The organism is Pseudactinotalea terrae (assembly GCF_009733845.1).
Taxonomy (GTDB): domain Bacteria; phylum Actinomycetota; class Actinomycetes; order Actinomycetales; family Beutenbergiaceae; genus Pseudactinotalea; species Pseudactinotalea terrae.
The window spans coordinates 1053123-1067164 of the sequence record NZ_WNXZ01000001.1; the positions used below are offsets into that span (position 1 = coordinate 1053123).

Annotated in this window: 16 protein-coding genes; 3 read left to right on the forward strand and 13 right to left on the reverse strand. The window is 71.1% G+C overall.

Translation table 11 applies throughout. The features are described 5' to 3' along the window. Positions 1 to 18: 18 nt before the first annotated feature. The 3 genes from GPA03_RS05025 to GPA03_RS22995 are packed head-to-tail and all read left to right on the forward strand — an operon-like array spanning position 19 to position 3102. Entirely contained in the window at positions 19 to 408 is a 390-nt protein-coding gene (locus GPA03_RS05025) for a hypothetical protein (RefSeq protein WP_156250815.1), read from the forward strand. Continuing rightward, positions 398 to 796, forward strand: coding sequence for a WhiB family transcriptional regulator (locus GPA03_RS22990; protein ID WP_277754896.1), 399 nt, complete (start codon positions 398 to 400; stop codon positions 794 to 796). The genes GPA03_RS05025 and GPA03_RS22990 overlap by 11 nt, the downstream gene beginning before the upstream one ends. Further along, complete coding sequence (locus tag GPA03_RS22995) at positions 793 to 3102, forward strand: ATP-dependent DNA helicase (protein ID WP_156250817.1); 2310 nt, start codon at positions 793 to 795, stop codon at positions 3100 to 3102. Before GPA03_RS22990 ends, GPA03_RS22995 begins: the two co-directional genes overlap by 4 nt. A 99-nt stretch (positions 3103 to 3201) precedes the next feature. On the opposite strand, the gene GPA03_RS05040 is transcribed toward GPA03_RS22995, so the two are convergent. The 13 genes from GPA03_RS05040 to GPA03_RS05100 all read right to left on the reverse strand — a co-directional run bounded on the left by GPA03_RS05040 (position 3202) and on the right by GPA03_RS05100 (position 14028). After that, positions 3202 to 4665 carry a site-specific DNA-methyltransferase gene (locus GPA03_RS05040; RefSeq protein ID WP_156250818.1) on the reverse strand — a complete coding sequence of 488 codons (1464 nt, stop codon included), beginning with the start codon at positions 4663 to 4665 and terminating at the stop codon, positions 3202 to 3204. Next, positions 4662 to 4901 carry a hypothetical protein gene (locus GPA03_RS05045; protein WP_156250819.1) on the reverse strand — a complete coding sequence of 80 codons (240 nt, stop codon included), beginning with the start codon at positions 4899 to 4901 and terminating at the stop codon, positions 4662 to 4664. Before GPA03_RS05045 ends, GPA03_RS05040 begins: the two co-directional genes overlap by 4 nt. Next, on the reverse strand, positions 4894 to 5031 hold the full coding sequence (locus GPA03_RS05050; protein ID WP_156250820.1) for a hypothetical protein: 138 nt from the start codon (positions 5029 to 5031) through the stop codon (positions 4894 to 4896). Before GPA03_RS05050 ends, GPA03_RS05045 begins: the two co-directional genes overlap by 8 nt. Beyond that, a complete protein-coding gene (locus GPA03_RS05055; RefSeq protein WP_156250821.1) occupies positions 5024 to 5206 on the reverse strand; it encodes a hypothetical protein in 183 nt (60 codons plus the stop codon). The genes GPA03_RS05050 and GPA03_RS05055 overlap by 8 nt, the downstream gene beginning before the upstream one ends. Then, positions 5203 to 5544, reverse strand: a complete 342-nt coding sequence (locus tag GPA03_RS05060; RefSeq protein ID WP_156250822.1) for a hypothetical protein — start codon at positions 5542 to 5544, stop codon at positions 5203 to 5205. The genes GPA03_RS05055 and GPA03_RS05060 overlap by 4 nt, the downstream gene beginning before the upstream one ends. Continuing rightward, entirely contained in the window at positions 5541 to 5906 is a 366-nt protein-coding gene (locus GPA03_RS05065; RefSeq protein ID WP_156250823.1) for a MazG-like family protein, read from the reverse strand. Before GPA03_RS05065 ends, GPA03_RS05060 begins: the two co-directional genes overlap by 4 nt. Next, the gene (locus GPA03_RS05070) at positions 5899 to 6282 is read right to left on the reverse strand and encodes a hypothetical protein (protein WP_156250824.1); all 384 of its coding nucleotides are present in this window, start codon (positions 6280 to 6282) and stop codon (positions 5899 to 5901) included. The genes GPA03_RS05065 and GPA03_RS05070 overlap by 8 nt, the downstream gene beginning before the upstream one ends. Further along, positions 6275 to 7519, reverse strand: a complete 1245-nt coding sequence (locus tag GPA03_RS05075) for a hypothetical protein (protein WP_156250825.1) — start codon at positions 7517 to 7519, stop codon at positions 6275 to 6277. The genes GPA03_RS05070 and GPA03_RS05075 overlap by 8 nt, the downstream gene beginning before the upstream one ends. Then, a complete protein-coding gene (locus GPA03_RS05080; RefSeq protein WP_156250826.1) occupies positions 7513 to 10071 on the reverse strand; it encodes an ATP-binding protein in 2559 nt (852 codons plus the stop codon). The genes GPA03_RS05075 and GPA03_RS05080 overlap by 7 nt, the downstream gene beginning before the upstream one ends. Then, positions 10071 to 11084, reverse strand: coding sequence for a hypothetical protein (locus tag GPA03_RS05085; RefSeq protein ID WP_156250827.1), 1014 nt, complete (start codon positions 11082 to 11084; stop codon positions 10071 to 10073). Before GPA03_RS05085 ends, GPA03_RS05080 begins: the two co-directional genes overlap by 1 nt. A 137-nt stretch (positions 11085 to 11221) precedes the next feature. After that, complete coding sequence (locus GPA03_RS05090; protein WP_156250828.1) at positions 11222 to 11803, reverse strand: hypothetical protein; 582 nt, start codon at positions 11801 to 11803, stop codon at positions 11222 to 11224. A gap of 127 nt (positions 11804 to 11930) precedes the next feature. After that, the gene (locus GPA03_RS05095; protein ID WP_156250829.1) at positions 11931 to 12404 is read right to left on the reverse strand and encodes a hypothetical protein; all 474 of its coding nucleotides are present in this window, start codon (positions 12402 to 12404) and stop codon (positions 11931 to 11933) included. 46 nt (positions 12405 to 12450) lie between these two features. Beyond that, positions 12451 to 14028, reverse strand: a complete 1578-nt coding sequence (locus GPA03_RS05100; RefSeq protein WP_156250830.1) for a RecB family exonuclease — start codon at positions 14026 to 14028, stop codon at positions 12451 to 12453. Positions 14029 to 14042: the final 14 nt, after the last annotated feature.

A 14042-nucleotide genomic window follows, 5' to 3' on the forward strand; every position in this document is an offset into this window, starting at 1 on the left:
GCCGCACATAGGCAGGACGTGACCACCACCGCTTCCCCCACCGCCGCCCGACGTGACCCCGACAAGCCCGCCAGGGCCACCCGTACCCGGCGGACCTTGCGCTGGGCCGGTGCCCTGGGCGCCGCCCTGGTGTGGGTGTCGGTGATGACCACCGCCCAGCTGGCGGGTGCACCGCTGTGGGTGGTGTACCTGCTGCTGACGGTTCCCGCCCTGATCTGCATGCTGGCGCTGCGTGGTGGGTGGCCGCTGACGCGCCGGTGGCTGGTCGTGCTCGTCCTGGCGCTGGTTGTGGATCAGAGCCTGCTGTCGGCCTACCTGCTCGTCGCGTTGACCTGGGCGCTGCACCGCACCTGGGTCACCGACCGTGCACCGCTGCGATTCTCCAAGGAGCCCACCCGTGACCGCTGACCTGAACCTGCTGCAGCTGCTGGCCGGTGTGCCCGCGGACGGCGCCGCCTACGACTGGCGTGACGAGGCCCAGTGCGCCCAGACCGACCCGGAGGCGTTCTTCCCCGACAAGGGCGGCTCCACCCGTGAGGCCAAGATGGTGTGCGCGACCTGCCCGGTGCTCCAGGAGTGCCTGGAATGGGCGATCCAGACCGGTGAGACGTTCGGTGTCTGGGGTGGACTCACCGAGCGTGAACGGCGCGCCTACGCCAGGCAGCACGGGCTGGCGTTCGGGTCGCGTCGGCTGCCCAGCGCGGACCGCGACTTCGAGGACTACGACGACCTTGACGGCCTCCAGGACAGTGACGAGGCGGGCGACCTCGAGCCGCCCGACCAGGTCGCGGCGTGAGCGAGCCCGACGTCCAGAAGGTCCTGACCGACGCCGTCCGCAAGGCCACCGGGCTGCCGCACGCGCGGCCGCGCCCGGGTCAGGACGAGCTGACGCAGCAGGTCTGGGAGGCGCTGACCGCCACCGGTGGTGAGGTGGTCGCGACCGCGCCGACCGGGTTAGGCAAGTCCATGGCATACGGCGTGCCGGCGATGCTGCTCAACGCCACCACCGGCAAGCGGGTCGTCATCTCCACCGAGTCCCTCGCGCTGCAGGCCCAGATCGTCGACAAGGACGCCCCCGTGGCCGCCGCCGCGGTCCGGGACGCCACCGGCGTCGTGGTACGCACCGCTGTCCTCAAGGGCTGGTCCAACTACACCTGCCTGCGGACCACCTTGTCCAGCGCGCACGAGCTGCTCGGCCAGGCCTTCGAGCCCGGCGAGCACGTCCCCACCGACGATGACCTGCGGGCGTTGACCTCCCAGCTGCTGCCCATGGTGGCCGCCACCGACACCGTCGAGCTCGGCGGCGGACGCTACCCCCACGGAGAGGCCGCCCAGCTCGTCGTGTGGGCGTTGCAGCAGCACCTGTCCGAGACCGGCGGCACCGGCGACAAGCACTCCTACTCCGGGTCCACCGCCAACGGCGCCTGGGACCTGGTCTCGGTCACCCCGAACGAGTGCGTCGGCATGGACCAGTGCCCGTTCGCCTCGGTGTGCAAGCCGGCCATGGCCAAGCAGCGCGCAGCCGACGCCGACGTCGTGGTCACCAACCACGCCCTGCTGGCCACCCAGGCCGCCAAGTCCATCGGGGCGGTGATCGGATCCAAGAAGCTGGGCCGCTTCGACGCCATCATCGTCGACGAGGCTCACGCGTTGCCCGACCAGGTCCGCAACCAGGGAGCCAGCGAGGTGGCCTCGCGTCGCATCCTGTCCACCACCCGGGCGTTGCGCACCGTGCTGGAGGAGGCCGACCCGACGGTCAAGACGCTGCTGTCCGACGGTCAGTCGATCGCCGAGGCGGTCGAGGCGGAGCTGGCCGCCCAGATGGGCAAGGCCGACAAGTCCTCCGGGGTGGTGCGCCTGGGCAAGGAGGACGACCCCATCCTGGGGTCCGGTGTGATGCTCGAGGCCTGGCTCACGCGCGCCCAGACCGTCCTGGCCAAGGTCGCCAAGAAGGCCGCCGGTGACGCCGAGGTGCGGGTGCGGCGGGTGCGGGCCCGGGTGGACAGCCTCAAGGCCGACATGTCCTCGGTCTGCGAGCACCGCACCGGGGTGGCCCGCTGGGTGGAGGCCGACGACCGGGGCGAACGCATCACGCACGCGGCTCGGTCCACCCCGGTCGACGTGTCCTCGATGCTACAGTCGAACCTGTGGTCGGCACCCGAGGACGACCCGGACGCGATCGAGGCCGCCGCCGCCGCCGAGGACCAGGACGGGCCGCAGGACCTGTCCGCTGACCCGCCGCTGCGCGGCGCCGACGGCAAGCCGCGGTACAAGCTGTCGGTGGTGACGGTCTCGGCGACGTTGCCGCGCGGGTTCCCCGCCCAGGTGGGGCTGCGGACGCAGACCACCAAGTACGCCTCCCCGTTCCGGGACGCCTACCGGGAGTCGGTGCTGTTCATCCCGCGCGCCGACGACCCGGCCGCCATCGCGGCGCTGTCGCGGGATCCGGGACGCCCGCGCCTGGATGTCGGGATGCACCGCGAGTGGGCCAAGGCGCTGATGGTCGCCCTGGTGGAGGCCAACCAGGGGCACGCCCTGATCCTGTCGGCGACCGCGGCGGCGGGTCGGGAGTACGCGCAGGCGTTGCGCACCGCGGCGGCGAACCGGTGGGCGGTCCACTCCCAGTGGGACGGCCCGGCGCTACGGCATCTGACCGGCCGCTGGAAGGATGACGTCCCCTCGGTGATGGTCGGCACCCGCTCCATGATGACCGGGGTGGACGCCCCAGGCTCGACGTGCTCGCTGGTGGTCATCGATCGGGTACCCCGCTCGCCGGCCAACCCGGTGGACGACGCCCGGGTGGAGGACCTGATGGAGCGGGCGGACATGGACCGCTGGGCCGCCACCAGGTTGATCTACAGTGCCAGTGCCAGCCTGCTGCTGGAGCAGGGGTCGGGTCGGCTGATCCGGTCCGAGCGGGACCGCGGCATGGTCGCCCTGCTCGACCCTCGCATGCTCAAGCTCAAGCCGTTCGGCTACCCCGAGGCCACCCGCGCCGTCTACAAGGAGGCGGTCGCCATGTTCGGGCAGCTGATGACCCGGCCGCAGGAGGCCACCGCATGGCTGCGCCAGCAGCAGGCACAGCTCGCCGCCGCCGCCTGACCGGGCCCGACCCGGCGCGCCGCTGACCGGTCCGCGCCTACCCGAGGTGCACGAACGTGCACATCAGCGGAATGTGCACGAACGTGCACCTTCGACCTCTCAGGCGGCCACCGCGACGGCAGCAGCGGCGCTCCAGACCCGGAACGCTCCGCCACCGGCATGGACCCGGACCGGGGTCGTCGCGGCCGCGGCCTCACGCATCCGGGCAGCAGCCTTGGCCACCGTCTCCGGGTCCAGCCCGTCCAGCTCACCGGCGGCCACCAGGTCGCCGAGCCACTGCGCAGCCAGCCGCGCCTGCCGCGCGGTCAGCCCTTCCGGCGTCGGGACCGTGAGCGCCGGGACATGCCGGTAGGTGGCGCCGCCCTCATCGGTGCCGGCCAGCACCTGCGTCAGCCGCGGCAGCACGTAGGTGTCCACGGTTTGCTGCGAGAGCTCGACGGTCAACCAGCGGCGCCCGAGCTTGTGCGCGACCGCGGCGGTGGTGCCCGACCCGGCGAACGGGTCCAGCACCAGGTCACCGGGTGCGGTGGCGGTCTCGATGATGCGGGCCAGCAGCTCCTCCGGCTTGGGGGTGTCGAACCCGGCGTGACCGAACAGGGCGTGCTGATGCTCCCGGGCGGCCTCGTTGGTCGCGACCCCGGTGGCCCGGGTGAACAGCGTGGTCCAGGTCTTGGAGCCCGATCCGGAGATGACGTTGGGTCGCAGCGGCAGCCGGCTCGAGACCAGCAGCTCGGCGCCGGCGGCGAGCTCACGGTCCAGTCGCTCCTGGTTCCAGCGGAAGGACCCGAACATGGCGAAGTCGGCGGCGTTGCGACCGTCCACGACCTCGATGTCGTCCAGCAGCTCGGTGCGCACCGAGGCGGTGGACATGTCACCGGCCGCGATGGTGCCCAGCCGCTGCGGCATCTGCACCGACCCGGCCGGGAACCGCAGCACGGTCGGGGCGTTGGACCCGTGGTGCAGCGGGACACGACGGGAGGCGACCTGCTCCCCGGTGCTGAACCGGCCCAGGCGGGTGCGGTCCTTGGCGAAGACGAGGATGTGGTCGGTGACCTGGGCGAGCTGACCGTGCAGGTAGGACGGCTTGCGCTTGCGTTCCCAGACGACGTCCGCGACGAAGTTCGCGGGCCCGAAGACCTCCTCGGCCAGCAGCCGCACCCGGTGCACCTCGCCGTCGTCGAGGTGGATCCAGGCGCTGCCGTCGGTGCGCAGCGACCTGTGCACCTGGGTCAGGGTCTGACGCATCATCGTCAGCCACAGCGCGGACTCTTCCCGGTCGCCGTAGTCGGTGAAGGTGCGGCCGGTGTTGTACGGCGGGTCGAGGTAGGCCAGCTTCACGGTGCCGTCCAGGTCCGGCATGCTGGCCAGCACCCGGTCGGCCGAACCGACGTAGAGGTCGCCGGTGGATTCGCCGTGACCGTGCGCGGTGGCAGCCCACTCCCCCGGCGGCGGCGGTTCGTCCTGACTCCACGCCAACGACCCGGTCGGGGTGGTCACCGCCCACTGGTCATCGCCGGCCCATCGCAGCCGGACGTTGGTGGAGCGGCGAGAGGGAGCGGTCACGTCCCTGTAGATGTGCGGGGCTGGGCTGAGCCTGCTGGCTCGATGATGCCCAGGTCGGCATTCAGCACACGAATGGACTCACGGAGCTCTGCTGCGACCTGACGTGAGCCGACCAGCAGAGCGTCAGTGCTGTCCACGCCGGACTTCTCCCGACGGCCCACGATCCGCTCGTAGTCGCTCGCGATCGCTTCGAGCGCGCTGATCGCTTCGGTGTGTCGACGCCAGTCGTCAACCATGCTGCGTGCCTCCTGATTCTGCTCCGTGCTCGGGGCAGCCGGGCTCGTCCTCGCGGTCGGACCCGGTGCGCGCGACGAGCGCGGAGCGGACCGGTCCGGCGGCGTAGTAGATGCAGGTGCACTCAGGCATCGGAGCCTCCTGACCCTGCGCACGCGCCCCACAGGCGGTTGTGCGTGACGCAGTACGGGTGCGCCTGGCCATCAGGCCTGCGATCGCCCGGGGCATCCACGCGATCGCAGATCGAGAAGTCGAGGAGCGCCTGCCGCACGTCCGCGACGGCCTCCTGCGGGGTCGGCCAGTTCATCGGTTCGGACCTCCGGGTGCCGTGGCGGCCCCGAGCCAGGAGTAGGTCGACACCAGACGTACACGTGCGGCCGCGACATCATCGAGCAGGACGGTGCTTCCGGGGTTGAGCACGTCGGGCTGGCAGGGCACGCCGTTGGTGTCCACCTCCCACACGTCCCACGGGTCATCGTGCGCCCAGACGCCGCGACGGTCCGGGGCCGGGCCGACGTACACCCCGACGGGCTGCCCGGCCGCAAGGTCCGCGTACGGTCCCTCGCTCGGACGTCGGGCACACAGCCCTTGGGCGAGGATCTGTTCGCGGTTCGTCGTCGGGCTGGTGTGGAACAGGGTGGTCACAGCTGCGCACCAGCCGGCTGCGGGTTCAGTCCTGCACGAGCGACCACCCGGTCGATCCGTGCGCGCAGCAGGTCCAGCGAGGAGCCGTCGTTCCCGTTGAGGTGCTCGACCGCCCCGAGCGCCGAGACCGCCACGTCGAGCAGCTCGTTCACCAGGTCCGCTCGGTCACCGACCTCCCCCTTGCGCGGGTTCGCGCCGGTCATGCCGATGACCGCCGCGATGCTCTCCCCGACCTCCTCGGCAGCCTTCATGGTGCGGTGCAGCATCAGCAGCTCGGCCTGAGCCTGCTGCGGGTCCAGGTCGGCGATACGGCCGCCGATCTTCTCATCGAGGTAGGCGGAGAAGACGTTCAGGTCAGCCACGATCGGCACCTCCGGCGACCTCGACATGGGTGAGCGCGATACCGCCGGCGTAGTCCTGCACGCACACCACGGCCTCACCCGAAGGCATCACCCAGGCGGTGCCACGCACCGTCGAGAGGCGTCCTTCACCGACCCGTGCGCCGGGCCAGTACCGCACCGGGGACCCGTGCGGGTGGTCCCGGTTGAAGGCATCCGCCTGACCCTGCGCCGACGTCGCCGACCCTGCCCGGACGCGTTCGGCGTCGATGCTGAGGTCGGTGATGTCCAGCGGCCAGGCCCCGTTGAGAGCTTCCGCCGCTTCGATGGCCGCCCGCTTGGACCGCGCCCGGATGCGGGCCTCGTGGGTCACGGTCACGGTGACGTCGTACTCAGGCATCGCAGCCTGCCGGTCCGGAGCCCTCGGTCAGGTCGTGCAAGGTGCGGGCGAGACGGTCGGTGATCTCCTCCTCGTCGCACCCCAGGGGCTGTCCCGGCCAGGCCAGGGCTCGCTGCACGTAGGTGGGCCACTGCTGCGCCAGCCGCTTGGCCTCGGCGACCAGGGCGGCGCGGCTGACCTCGTCGGAGACCCCGTCGAAGTCGGAGACCGGGCTGGTGGTCCGGGCCACGAAGGAGGCGACCAGGTGGGTGGCGATGTCGTGCCAGCCGCGGGAGGGCACCAGGTCCTTGGCGCTCTTGCGCAGCGCCCGCAGCACGGTCCGGGACGGCTTGGGGGCCGGCTGCACCTGCCCGACGACCAGGACGTCGACCATCGGTGCCGGTGCGGACTCCAGGGACTGCAGCTGCTCCAGGGAGAAGTCGTCCCACAGGGCCAGCAGCCGCTCGTCGACCTCGGGCATCCCGTCACGCAGACCGCACAGCAGCTCCACGACGGCGCGCAGCGCGCGGGCGGCAGCGTTGGGGTCGGCCTGGCAGGTCTCGAGGACCCACTGGCGGTCGGTCTCCTCGGCCGGCACGCACAGCCGGGGCAGGCTCATGGAGCGGCGGACCGCGACCGACAGGGCGAACGTGCGTGCCGCGGCGCGCATCCCCTTGGTCTTGGTGACCATCTGCTCGGGGTCCTCCACGAGGTCCCAGAACCCGCCGGTGCAGGCCTGCTCCTCGGCGGAGGAGGCGACCGGGGCGTGCTCGGAAATGTGCCGCTGCTGCCATTCCTGCTCGGTGGTGTCGTCCATCTGCCCGGGCGTGGTGTCCCACAGCACGGTGAGCCGGTCCGCTGCGGACCGGGGCCGCACCACGGCGTCCCGGTGGGAGAACGCGATCGCGGTCTGCCGCAGCCACCCGGCGAAGGAGGCGGTACGCAGCCGGTCCAGGTCGAAGAACCCGCGCTCGGCGTCCAGCACGGTCCGCACCAGCTGCCAGCGCAGCGAGTCGGCCAGGTCGGCACGCTGCTGCTGGGACAGGCCGGCGGTGTAGGTGCTGACCTCATCGATGATCGGGGAGGTGGCGATCAGGGCGGCGATCCGGTGAGCGCTCTCCCGCGAGTCCAGGGCGCCGGCGGCGGCGGTCTCAGCGATGCCGCGGGCCACCTCGTCCAGCTGGAGGGTCGTCAGCGAGGCGGCGTTGGTCACATCGCGCAGCGTCGAGGTCGACGCTGCCAGGGCCGCGGCTACCACGACATCTCGTTGCTCGGTGCGACCTCAGCGGTGGTGGACATGTCGTGCTGTTCCTTTGCAAGACGGGCCTGCTCCTTGACGAGCTCGCGCTCATCGATGTCTCGCTTGTTCGTCGAGGCCATCTTGAGGAAGGCAGGGGGGATGACAACTTCGGTGGGGACTGCGCGCTTGGCCAGGTCGCAGTAGATGCCGATGGCGCCGCGCAGGACTTCACCGGTGGTGGGGTTGCGCAGAGCGCGCATCGAGTCCCAGTTCGGCTGCTGACCGCCGCCGGCGGCCGCCACCTTGTCCGAGCCCATGATGGCTGCCAGCCGGGCAGGGGTGGGTTCGATCTTGAACAGCTTGCAGGCTGCGACGGCCTCGTCCTCGTCCTGGATGGGCAGGATGATGCCGCGGGAGATGTAGCCGGCCAGCTCGGCCTTGAGCAGGTCGGAGACCCGCTGGGTGAACAGCACCGGAAAGACCCGCTGGGAGCGGGCCAGCCGGCCCAGCCGCTCGACCTCGGCGCGACCGGACTGGGTGAACAGCCACGCCTCGTCGAGCAGCACGACACCGTCACGACCGGAGACGGCCATCGCGGTCCCGAACACCATCATGCGGACCAGCGCCTTGGCGGCACGGACGGTCTGGGAGTTGGTGTCCTGGGCGGCCAGGGCGGCGATGTCGATGGTGCCGGCCTTGATGAGGGTCAGCCCGTTGTTGACGCGCAGCCCCTGCGACTTGGGCGAGATTCCGAAGCAGGCCCGGAACAGCGAGCTGGTCTGAGCGAACCGGAAGATCGGGGCGACGGCCGCCTTGCCGATCTCGCCTGCCTTGACCGCCAGGGCCAGCGCCTGCCCGGTGCAGGTGGCGCCGCGCTGCACACCGTAGAAGATGGCGGCGCGCAGGTCGGTCTCGTACTGGCCGGCGTCCCGGGTGCCCCACGGGTTGATGTCCATGATCATGGTGACGGCCAGCTCGATGCCGTCCTCGGGGCTGGCGGAGAACCGGACCGGGTCGAAGACCCCGTCGGCCGATTCCAGGTCGTCCAGGGACGCCACGACGCCGCCTCGCTCCAGGACGGGGCCCTCGAGGTTGGAGGACATCTTGGGGTCGACGATGATGCACGGGCGGGTGAAGCTGAACTGGTGGGCCAGCCACTGCAGCAGGATCGTCTTCCCGGCTCCTGATTGCCCGACAACGGTCATGGCGGGGACGCTGTCGTCGTCGGCGGCGGCCATCGGGTCCAGCCAGGATGCCTGCTTGTCACGCTGGGTGAACCCGAGCAGCACCGACCCGGCGCTGGGGGCATCCCCCACGACCGACAGGCCGGAGGCACCGGAGTAGGCGACGGTCTGGGTGGGCAGGTCGTGCACGTGCGGGTTAGCACGCACGTTCGAGGCGATCATGGTCTCTGCCATGGCCTGCCGCTGCCGCTCGAGCATCGGGTTGAGCTTGGCGGTCAGGGAGACCGAGAGCTCGTTCATGTCGGCGACGTAACCGGAGAACCCCACGATGACCGAGGCGTCCACCAGGGTCGGCGGGGCACCGGCGGCGTAGGCGGCCTCGACCTCGCGGAGCATGTGCTCGTGCTCCTCCTGCTCGGCGCGCTCCATCTTGCCCTGCTGCAGGCGGTCCCGAATGTCCTCGTCGATGCGCTGCCGGTTGCGGCGCAGCTCGGCGCGGGTGATGACGGCCGGTTCGACACGTCCCCGGATCGAGACGACCAGGGCGTCCTGGTCCAGCAGCTGGGTGACCCACCACGCCTCGGCCCGGTTGGAGGGGACGTAGGGCAGGTCGATGTCCTGCACGGTGGCCATCGTGACCGTGGGCACGTGGTCCATGTCGGGGGCGGCGTCCGGGTCGGCCATGGCACGGGCCACCGCGCGGGCCTGCTCGGCGTGGGTGAGCACGTGCATACAGTCCGGGGAGGGCAGCACGTACACGTCCGGTGCGGTGCCGTTGTTCCACCAGGCGTTGGCGATGCGGAACTGCTCGTTGGACGGCACGGTCAGACCGGCCCGGGCTGCGGCCTGCGCGACCCGACGGGCGTCGGGCTCGTAGTCGCTGATCGGGGTGCCGCCGGAGGTGATGGTCTCCGCGATGGAGTCCAGGGTGGCCTTGATGCCGCCGGCGCCGCCGACCTTGTCCTGCAGCTTGACACCGATCAGGGCGGTCCGTACCCGGGTCTCCTGGGTGCGGGGGAAGAGCGAGGCCAGGTGGGCACCCATGGGGTGGTCGGCCGGCGGGGTCCACCACTGCGGCAGGTTCACCACCAGGGTGTGAACCTCGCGGTAGGACTGCCGGGCGATGGAGCGGCGGTTCCCGACGATCGCGGAGAGCTGGGCGAGCTCGGCGTACATCTGCAGCAGCGGGGCTGCGGCCTGGTCGATGTCGGAGTCGGACTTGGCGTCGGCGACCGGCGACATGGGCACCGCGCGCCACAGCCACACCGAGTTGTCGGTGCCCATGACCAGGCCCTCGCGCCACTCCCCGCGCAGCCGCGCCCGGGTGAAGGTGGGCCACTGCGGCTGCGTGGGCAGCACGTCGGCGGCGGCGGGCTTGCGCGCCATCAGCTGTTCTCCTGCACGGGGTTGACCGAGGTGTCGAGGTTCTCGCTGACACCGGTGACGGCGTTGGCGTAGGGCTCCAGGGTGGGGGCGGTGCCGGGGCCACCCCAGGCGACTACCCGGGGGGCGCCGCCGTCGGCACCAACGATGAGCAGGTCATAGGTGGCGCTCGGAGCCGGTGCACCGGGCTCACGCTCGACGCCGTCCCAGCCCAGGGAGACCACGGCCTGCGCCATCAGGTACTCAGTGCGCTGCTCGCGCCCCTCGACGATCTCGGTGCGCCAGGCGACCTTGGCGACCTGGGTGACGGGAGCGGACAGCCCGGCGAGCGGGACGTACAGGTGGGTGGTGTCGGGGTCACCGACGACCTGGCGAAGCCGGACCGAGTCGCCCGAGCCGTAGGCGGCGGCCCACTGCTCGACGGCCTGCGTGACGGCGGGTGAGGCGGTGTCGGGGGAACCGGCCGACCATGCCTCCAGGCCTTCCATGCCCTCACCGGCGGGCAGCTGGGCGGTCACCGACGGGCTGCCGATGGTGACGGCCTGGCCGGCGGGGTTGAGCGCGACCAGGACCTGCACGGTCAGCAGCGAGCCGGTACCGGTCCGCACCGTCAGGGTGTGCGACTGCCGCGTGGTGGTGTCGGCGTCCACCCCGGTGGTCTTGGGGCGCTGCGGCAGCTCGCTCCAGTCGTCCCAGGACAGCAGCGACGCCCCGGGCAGCGGTGCCGGGTCGGAGTCCAGCCAGGTCTGCACGGCCGACATGGCCAGGTTGCGGGTGGCCGGGTCGGCCTGCTCGACGACCGCCGGGGGTGCCTGGTCGGCGTTCAGGATGCTGCCGACGGCCAGGGTCGAGACCAGCAGGGTCACCGGGAGCAGGGCGCCCGCTGCCGTGTAGTAGCGACGCACACGGCGGTACCGCTTCTCGATCTTCGCCGCGTCCGGTACTCCGGCGCGCGGGACCTCCGCGGCGTCCTGCCAGATGTCCGTGGACCTCTGGTTGTTCTTCCTCGTCCTCAACTGTTCCCCCGAACTGTCTATACGGCCCTGTCGGCCGCCATGACGTGACGGTCAGTCATCCAAAAGGATGAGACCGGATACGACCCTCGTCGTCTTCATGGCATTGTCTATACATCCATATGTGCGGCAGATGCTCCTCACACGGTCCGCTTGGTCAGACCCAGGACCCGGTCCAGCCGGTCGCGGGCGGCGGTGCCCAGCCCGTGCACATCGCGGGCCAGCCGTCCGGCGGCCTTGGTGACGGCACCACCGGGCAGGTCCTTGGTGGAGGCACCACCGAGGCTCACCAGCAGGCTGTGGACGGTCTTGAGCTGGGCGGGTGCCAGCGCGGCGGCCACCAGCGGCGCCTCGAACGGGTCGGCCTCGGCGATGGCGCGCAGGTCGTTGACTGCAGCGAGGCTGGCGCGCGAGCCGGCCATGATGGCGACGGTGAGCTCGAGCGGGTCGGGCGCCACCCCGTACAGGGTGCCGAGCAGCTGCAGGTCCTCGTCGTTGACGCCGGTGAGCTGGATGTACTTGGCGATGTCGCGGCGGACCTCGGCGCGGCGGCTGCCTGCGCGGCGAGTGCTGCGGGTGCGGCGGACCTCAGAGCCGGAGGTCTCGTCCTCGTCGAGCTCGATCACCTCGGCGTCCTCGTCGCGCTCGGTGACCTCGGACTGGGTCGGGAACTCGGGGACGCCGCTGTCGGCCTCGTCGGTGGTGAAGTAGTCCGTGCTCATCGGTGCACCTCGCTGCGATGGTGGATGGGGGTTCATGGGTGAACATGCGCCGGAACCGGGTTCGCTCCGGCGCACCGCTGCCGCTGCCCGCGGGACTTGTCCGGGAGACAGCGGCAGCGGTACCGGTTCAGGCTGCGAGCAGCTCGTCCTTCTGCGGGTCGACACCCAGGTCGACCACGTGCTGCAGGACGCGGAACTTCTTGTCGCCGTTCTGCTCCATGCGCTTGTGCACGAGCACGCGGTGACCCTTGAGCGCCTTGACCTGCTCGAGCATCGCGGCACCCTCGGGGGTGTCGGTGCGCTCGGTGCGGATGGTCTCCTCCTCGCCGTAGCCGTCGCGGGTGACCGGGACGAGCCGGACCTCGACCCGCTTGGAGGCGGCCTCCACCTTGCCGCCGACGATGACCGCCGGGAAGCGGGCGTCGATGCCGGCGAACTTGTCGATGTGGCGGCTGATCGGGCTGTTCTCGTCGAGCATCAGGGTGACCTCGGCGGCGAGCCCCTTGACGCGGGTGTACCAGGCGCCCTTGTTGTCCCCGGCGGGGCCGGCGGCGGCGACGGCGGCCAGGATGATGTCCTCGCGGCTGGTCTGGAAGGCCATGTTCGTTCTCCTACGTGCTCTCGTGCGGGTGGGTGGTGGGCGCCGGTCAGGCGGCGTCGCGGCCCTGCCCGCGTGCGGGCAGGAGGTCGGTGAAGTTCAGCGGCAGGTGGCCGTCGAACAGGTCGATGCCGGTGCGCAGCAGCGCGGCAGCGAAGGTGGTCGCGCGCTGCTGCCAGGCCAGCAGAGCCTCGGCGTGGGCGGCGAAGTCCTCGGCGTCACGCTCGGTGCCCTCGGGCAGGTCACCGAAGGGCAGCGGACGCAGCGTGAGCACGGTGTGCAGGGCGCCGCGGGCGCGGGTGTTGGCACCCTGGGCCCAGTCGGTGGAGCCGTCGGTGATGGTGGCCTGGGTGTCCAGGACCACCTTGGCCAGCAGCGAGGTCATCAGCCGCAGCGTGGTCGGACCGACCTTGAAGCCGTGCTGGTGCAGCTGCTCGGCGGACATGGAGGCCAGCCCGATGACGGCCGTGGCCGCGGGTGAGGCGAGCATGATGTGACCGTCGACGGTGTCGCCCTCCCAGGGCTTGGTCTCGCGCCACGGCTTGCCGTTGCTCATCGTGTCCTCCATGTCAGATGTTCCGGAACCGTTCCGGCCTACTGCTGTATGTGCGGCAGGGGCGGTGATCTCGTCGCCGGCGGGAACGGCGGTGACGGGGTTGCGGCGCAGCACCGGGATGCCCAGCTCGACGGCCTGCGGGGCGTTGTCGCGAGGGTCCTTGGGGTTGCGCTTGGGTGAGGCGACCGGGCAGGAGTTGACCAGCGGGCACCACCCGCACAGCGGGCTGGGCTTGACCTCGAAGGAGGCCGATTCCAGCGAGGAGTGCAGCTCGCGCCAGGAGGTGGCGAACCCGGCCAGGGTCTGGCGGATGGCGCTGGGCCGGATATCGACCTCACGCTGGGTGCCGTGCTCGACGTAGTAGAGCCCGCCGCCGGCGACCTGCAGGTTGGGCTCACCGTTCTCGGTCAGCCAGCGTCGCAGTGCCTCGACGTAGAGGCGGATCTGGTCGCCGTGGTCGTCAGAGAACCGCGGATTCGGCTCGGACTTGTCGGCGCCCGTCTTGTAGTCCCTCACGAAGAGGGCTCGGTTGCCGTCCTGCTCGATGATGTCGACCCGGTCGATGAACCCCTTGAACGGGACCCCACCGACCTCGATGCCGTCCAGCCGCAGCTCGGTGGCGAACACCTCCACCTGGGTCGGGTCCTCGATCGTGAAGATGCCGGAGTAGGCGTTGGTGACCATCGAGATCCACTGCGCGTAGCGGACCGGGTCCGTGCCGAGCGCCTGGGCGTAGTCGACCTCCCCCTCCTCGGGGTCGCGCCGCGGCAGGCCGGTGAGGATGGCGGCCGCGTGCTTGGCGTCCCGGCGGCCCGGCGGCAGCTGGAACAGCTCCTCCAGCACCAGGTGTGCCGCGGACCCCTTCTCGGTGGGGCTGAACAGGTCGAAGGACCCCGGCAGCGCCTTCGCACCGACCCAGCACGCCGGGCAGTTGTGCACCGACTTCGCGGTGGAGGCCGACAGGTACGGCTTGTCCAGCTTGGCGAGCAGGTCGGGGTCGGTGACCACCAGGTGGTGGCCGACCCAGGCCAGCTTGTCGCCCAGGTAGAAGTTCGCAGAGTCGGGGGTCACACATGTTCAATGTG

What these genes read in the sequence shown, in the direction of transcription:
- GPA03_RS05050 (WP_156250820.1), bottom strand. Translation starts at nt 5,031, where the DNA reads ATGCCTGAGTGCACCTGCATCTACTACGCCGCCGGACCGGTCCGCTCC.
- GPA03_RS05095 (WP_156250829.1), bottom strand. Translation starts at nt 12,404, where the DNA reads ATGGCCTTCCAGACCAGCCGCGAGGACATCATCCTGGCCGCCGTCGCC.
- GPA03_RS05090 (WP_156250828.1), bottom strand. Translation starts at nt 11,803, where the DNA reads ATGAGCACGGACTACTTCACCACCGACGAGGCCGACAGCGGCGTCCCC.
- GPA03_RS05070 (WP_156250824.1), bottom strand. Translation starts at nt 6,282, where the DNA reads ATGCCTGAGTACGACGTCACCGTGACCGTGACCCACGAGGCCCGCATC.
- GPA03_RS05045 (WP_156250819.1), bottom strand. Translation starts at nt 4,901, where the DNA reads ATGGTTGACGACTGGCGTCGACACACCGAAGCGATCAGCGCGCTCGAA.
- GPA03_RS05055 (WP_156250821.1), bottom strand. Translation starts at nt 5,206, where the DNA reads ATGAACTGGCCGACCCCGCAGGAGGCCGTCGCGGACGTGCGGCAGGCG.
- GPA03_RS05080 (WP_156250826.1), bottom strand. Translation starts at nt 10,071, where the DNA reads ATGGCGCGCAAGCCCGCCGCCGCCGACGTGCTGCCCACGCAGCCGCAG.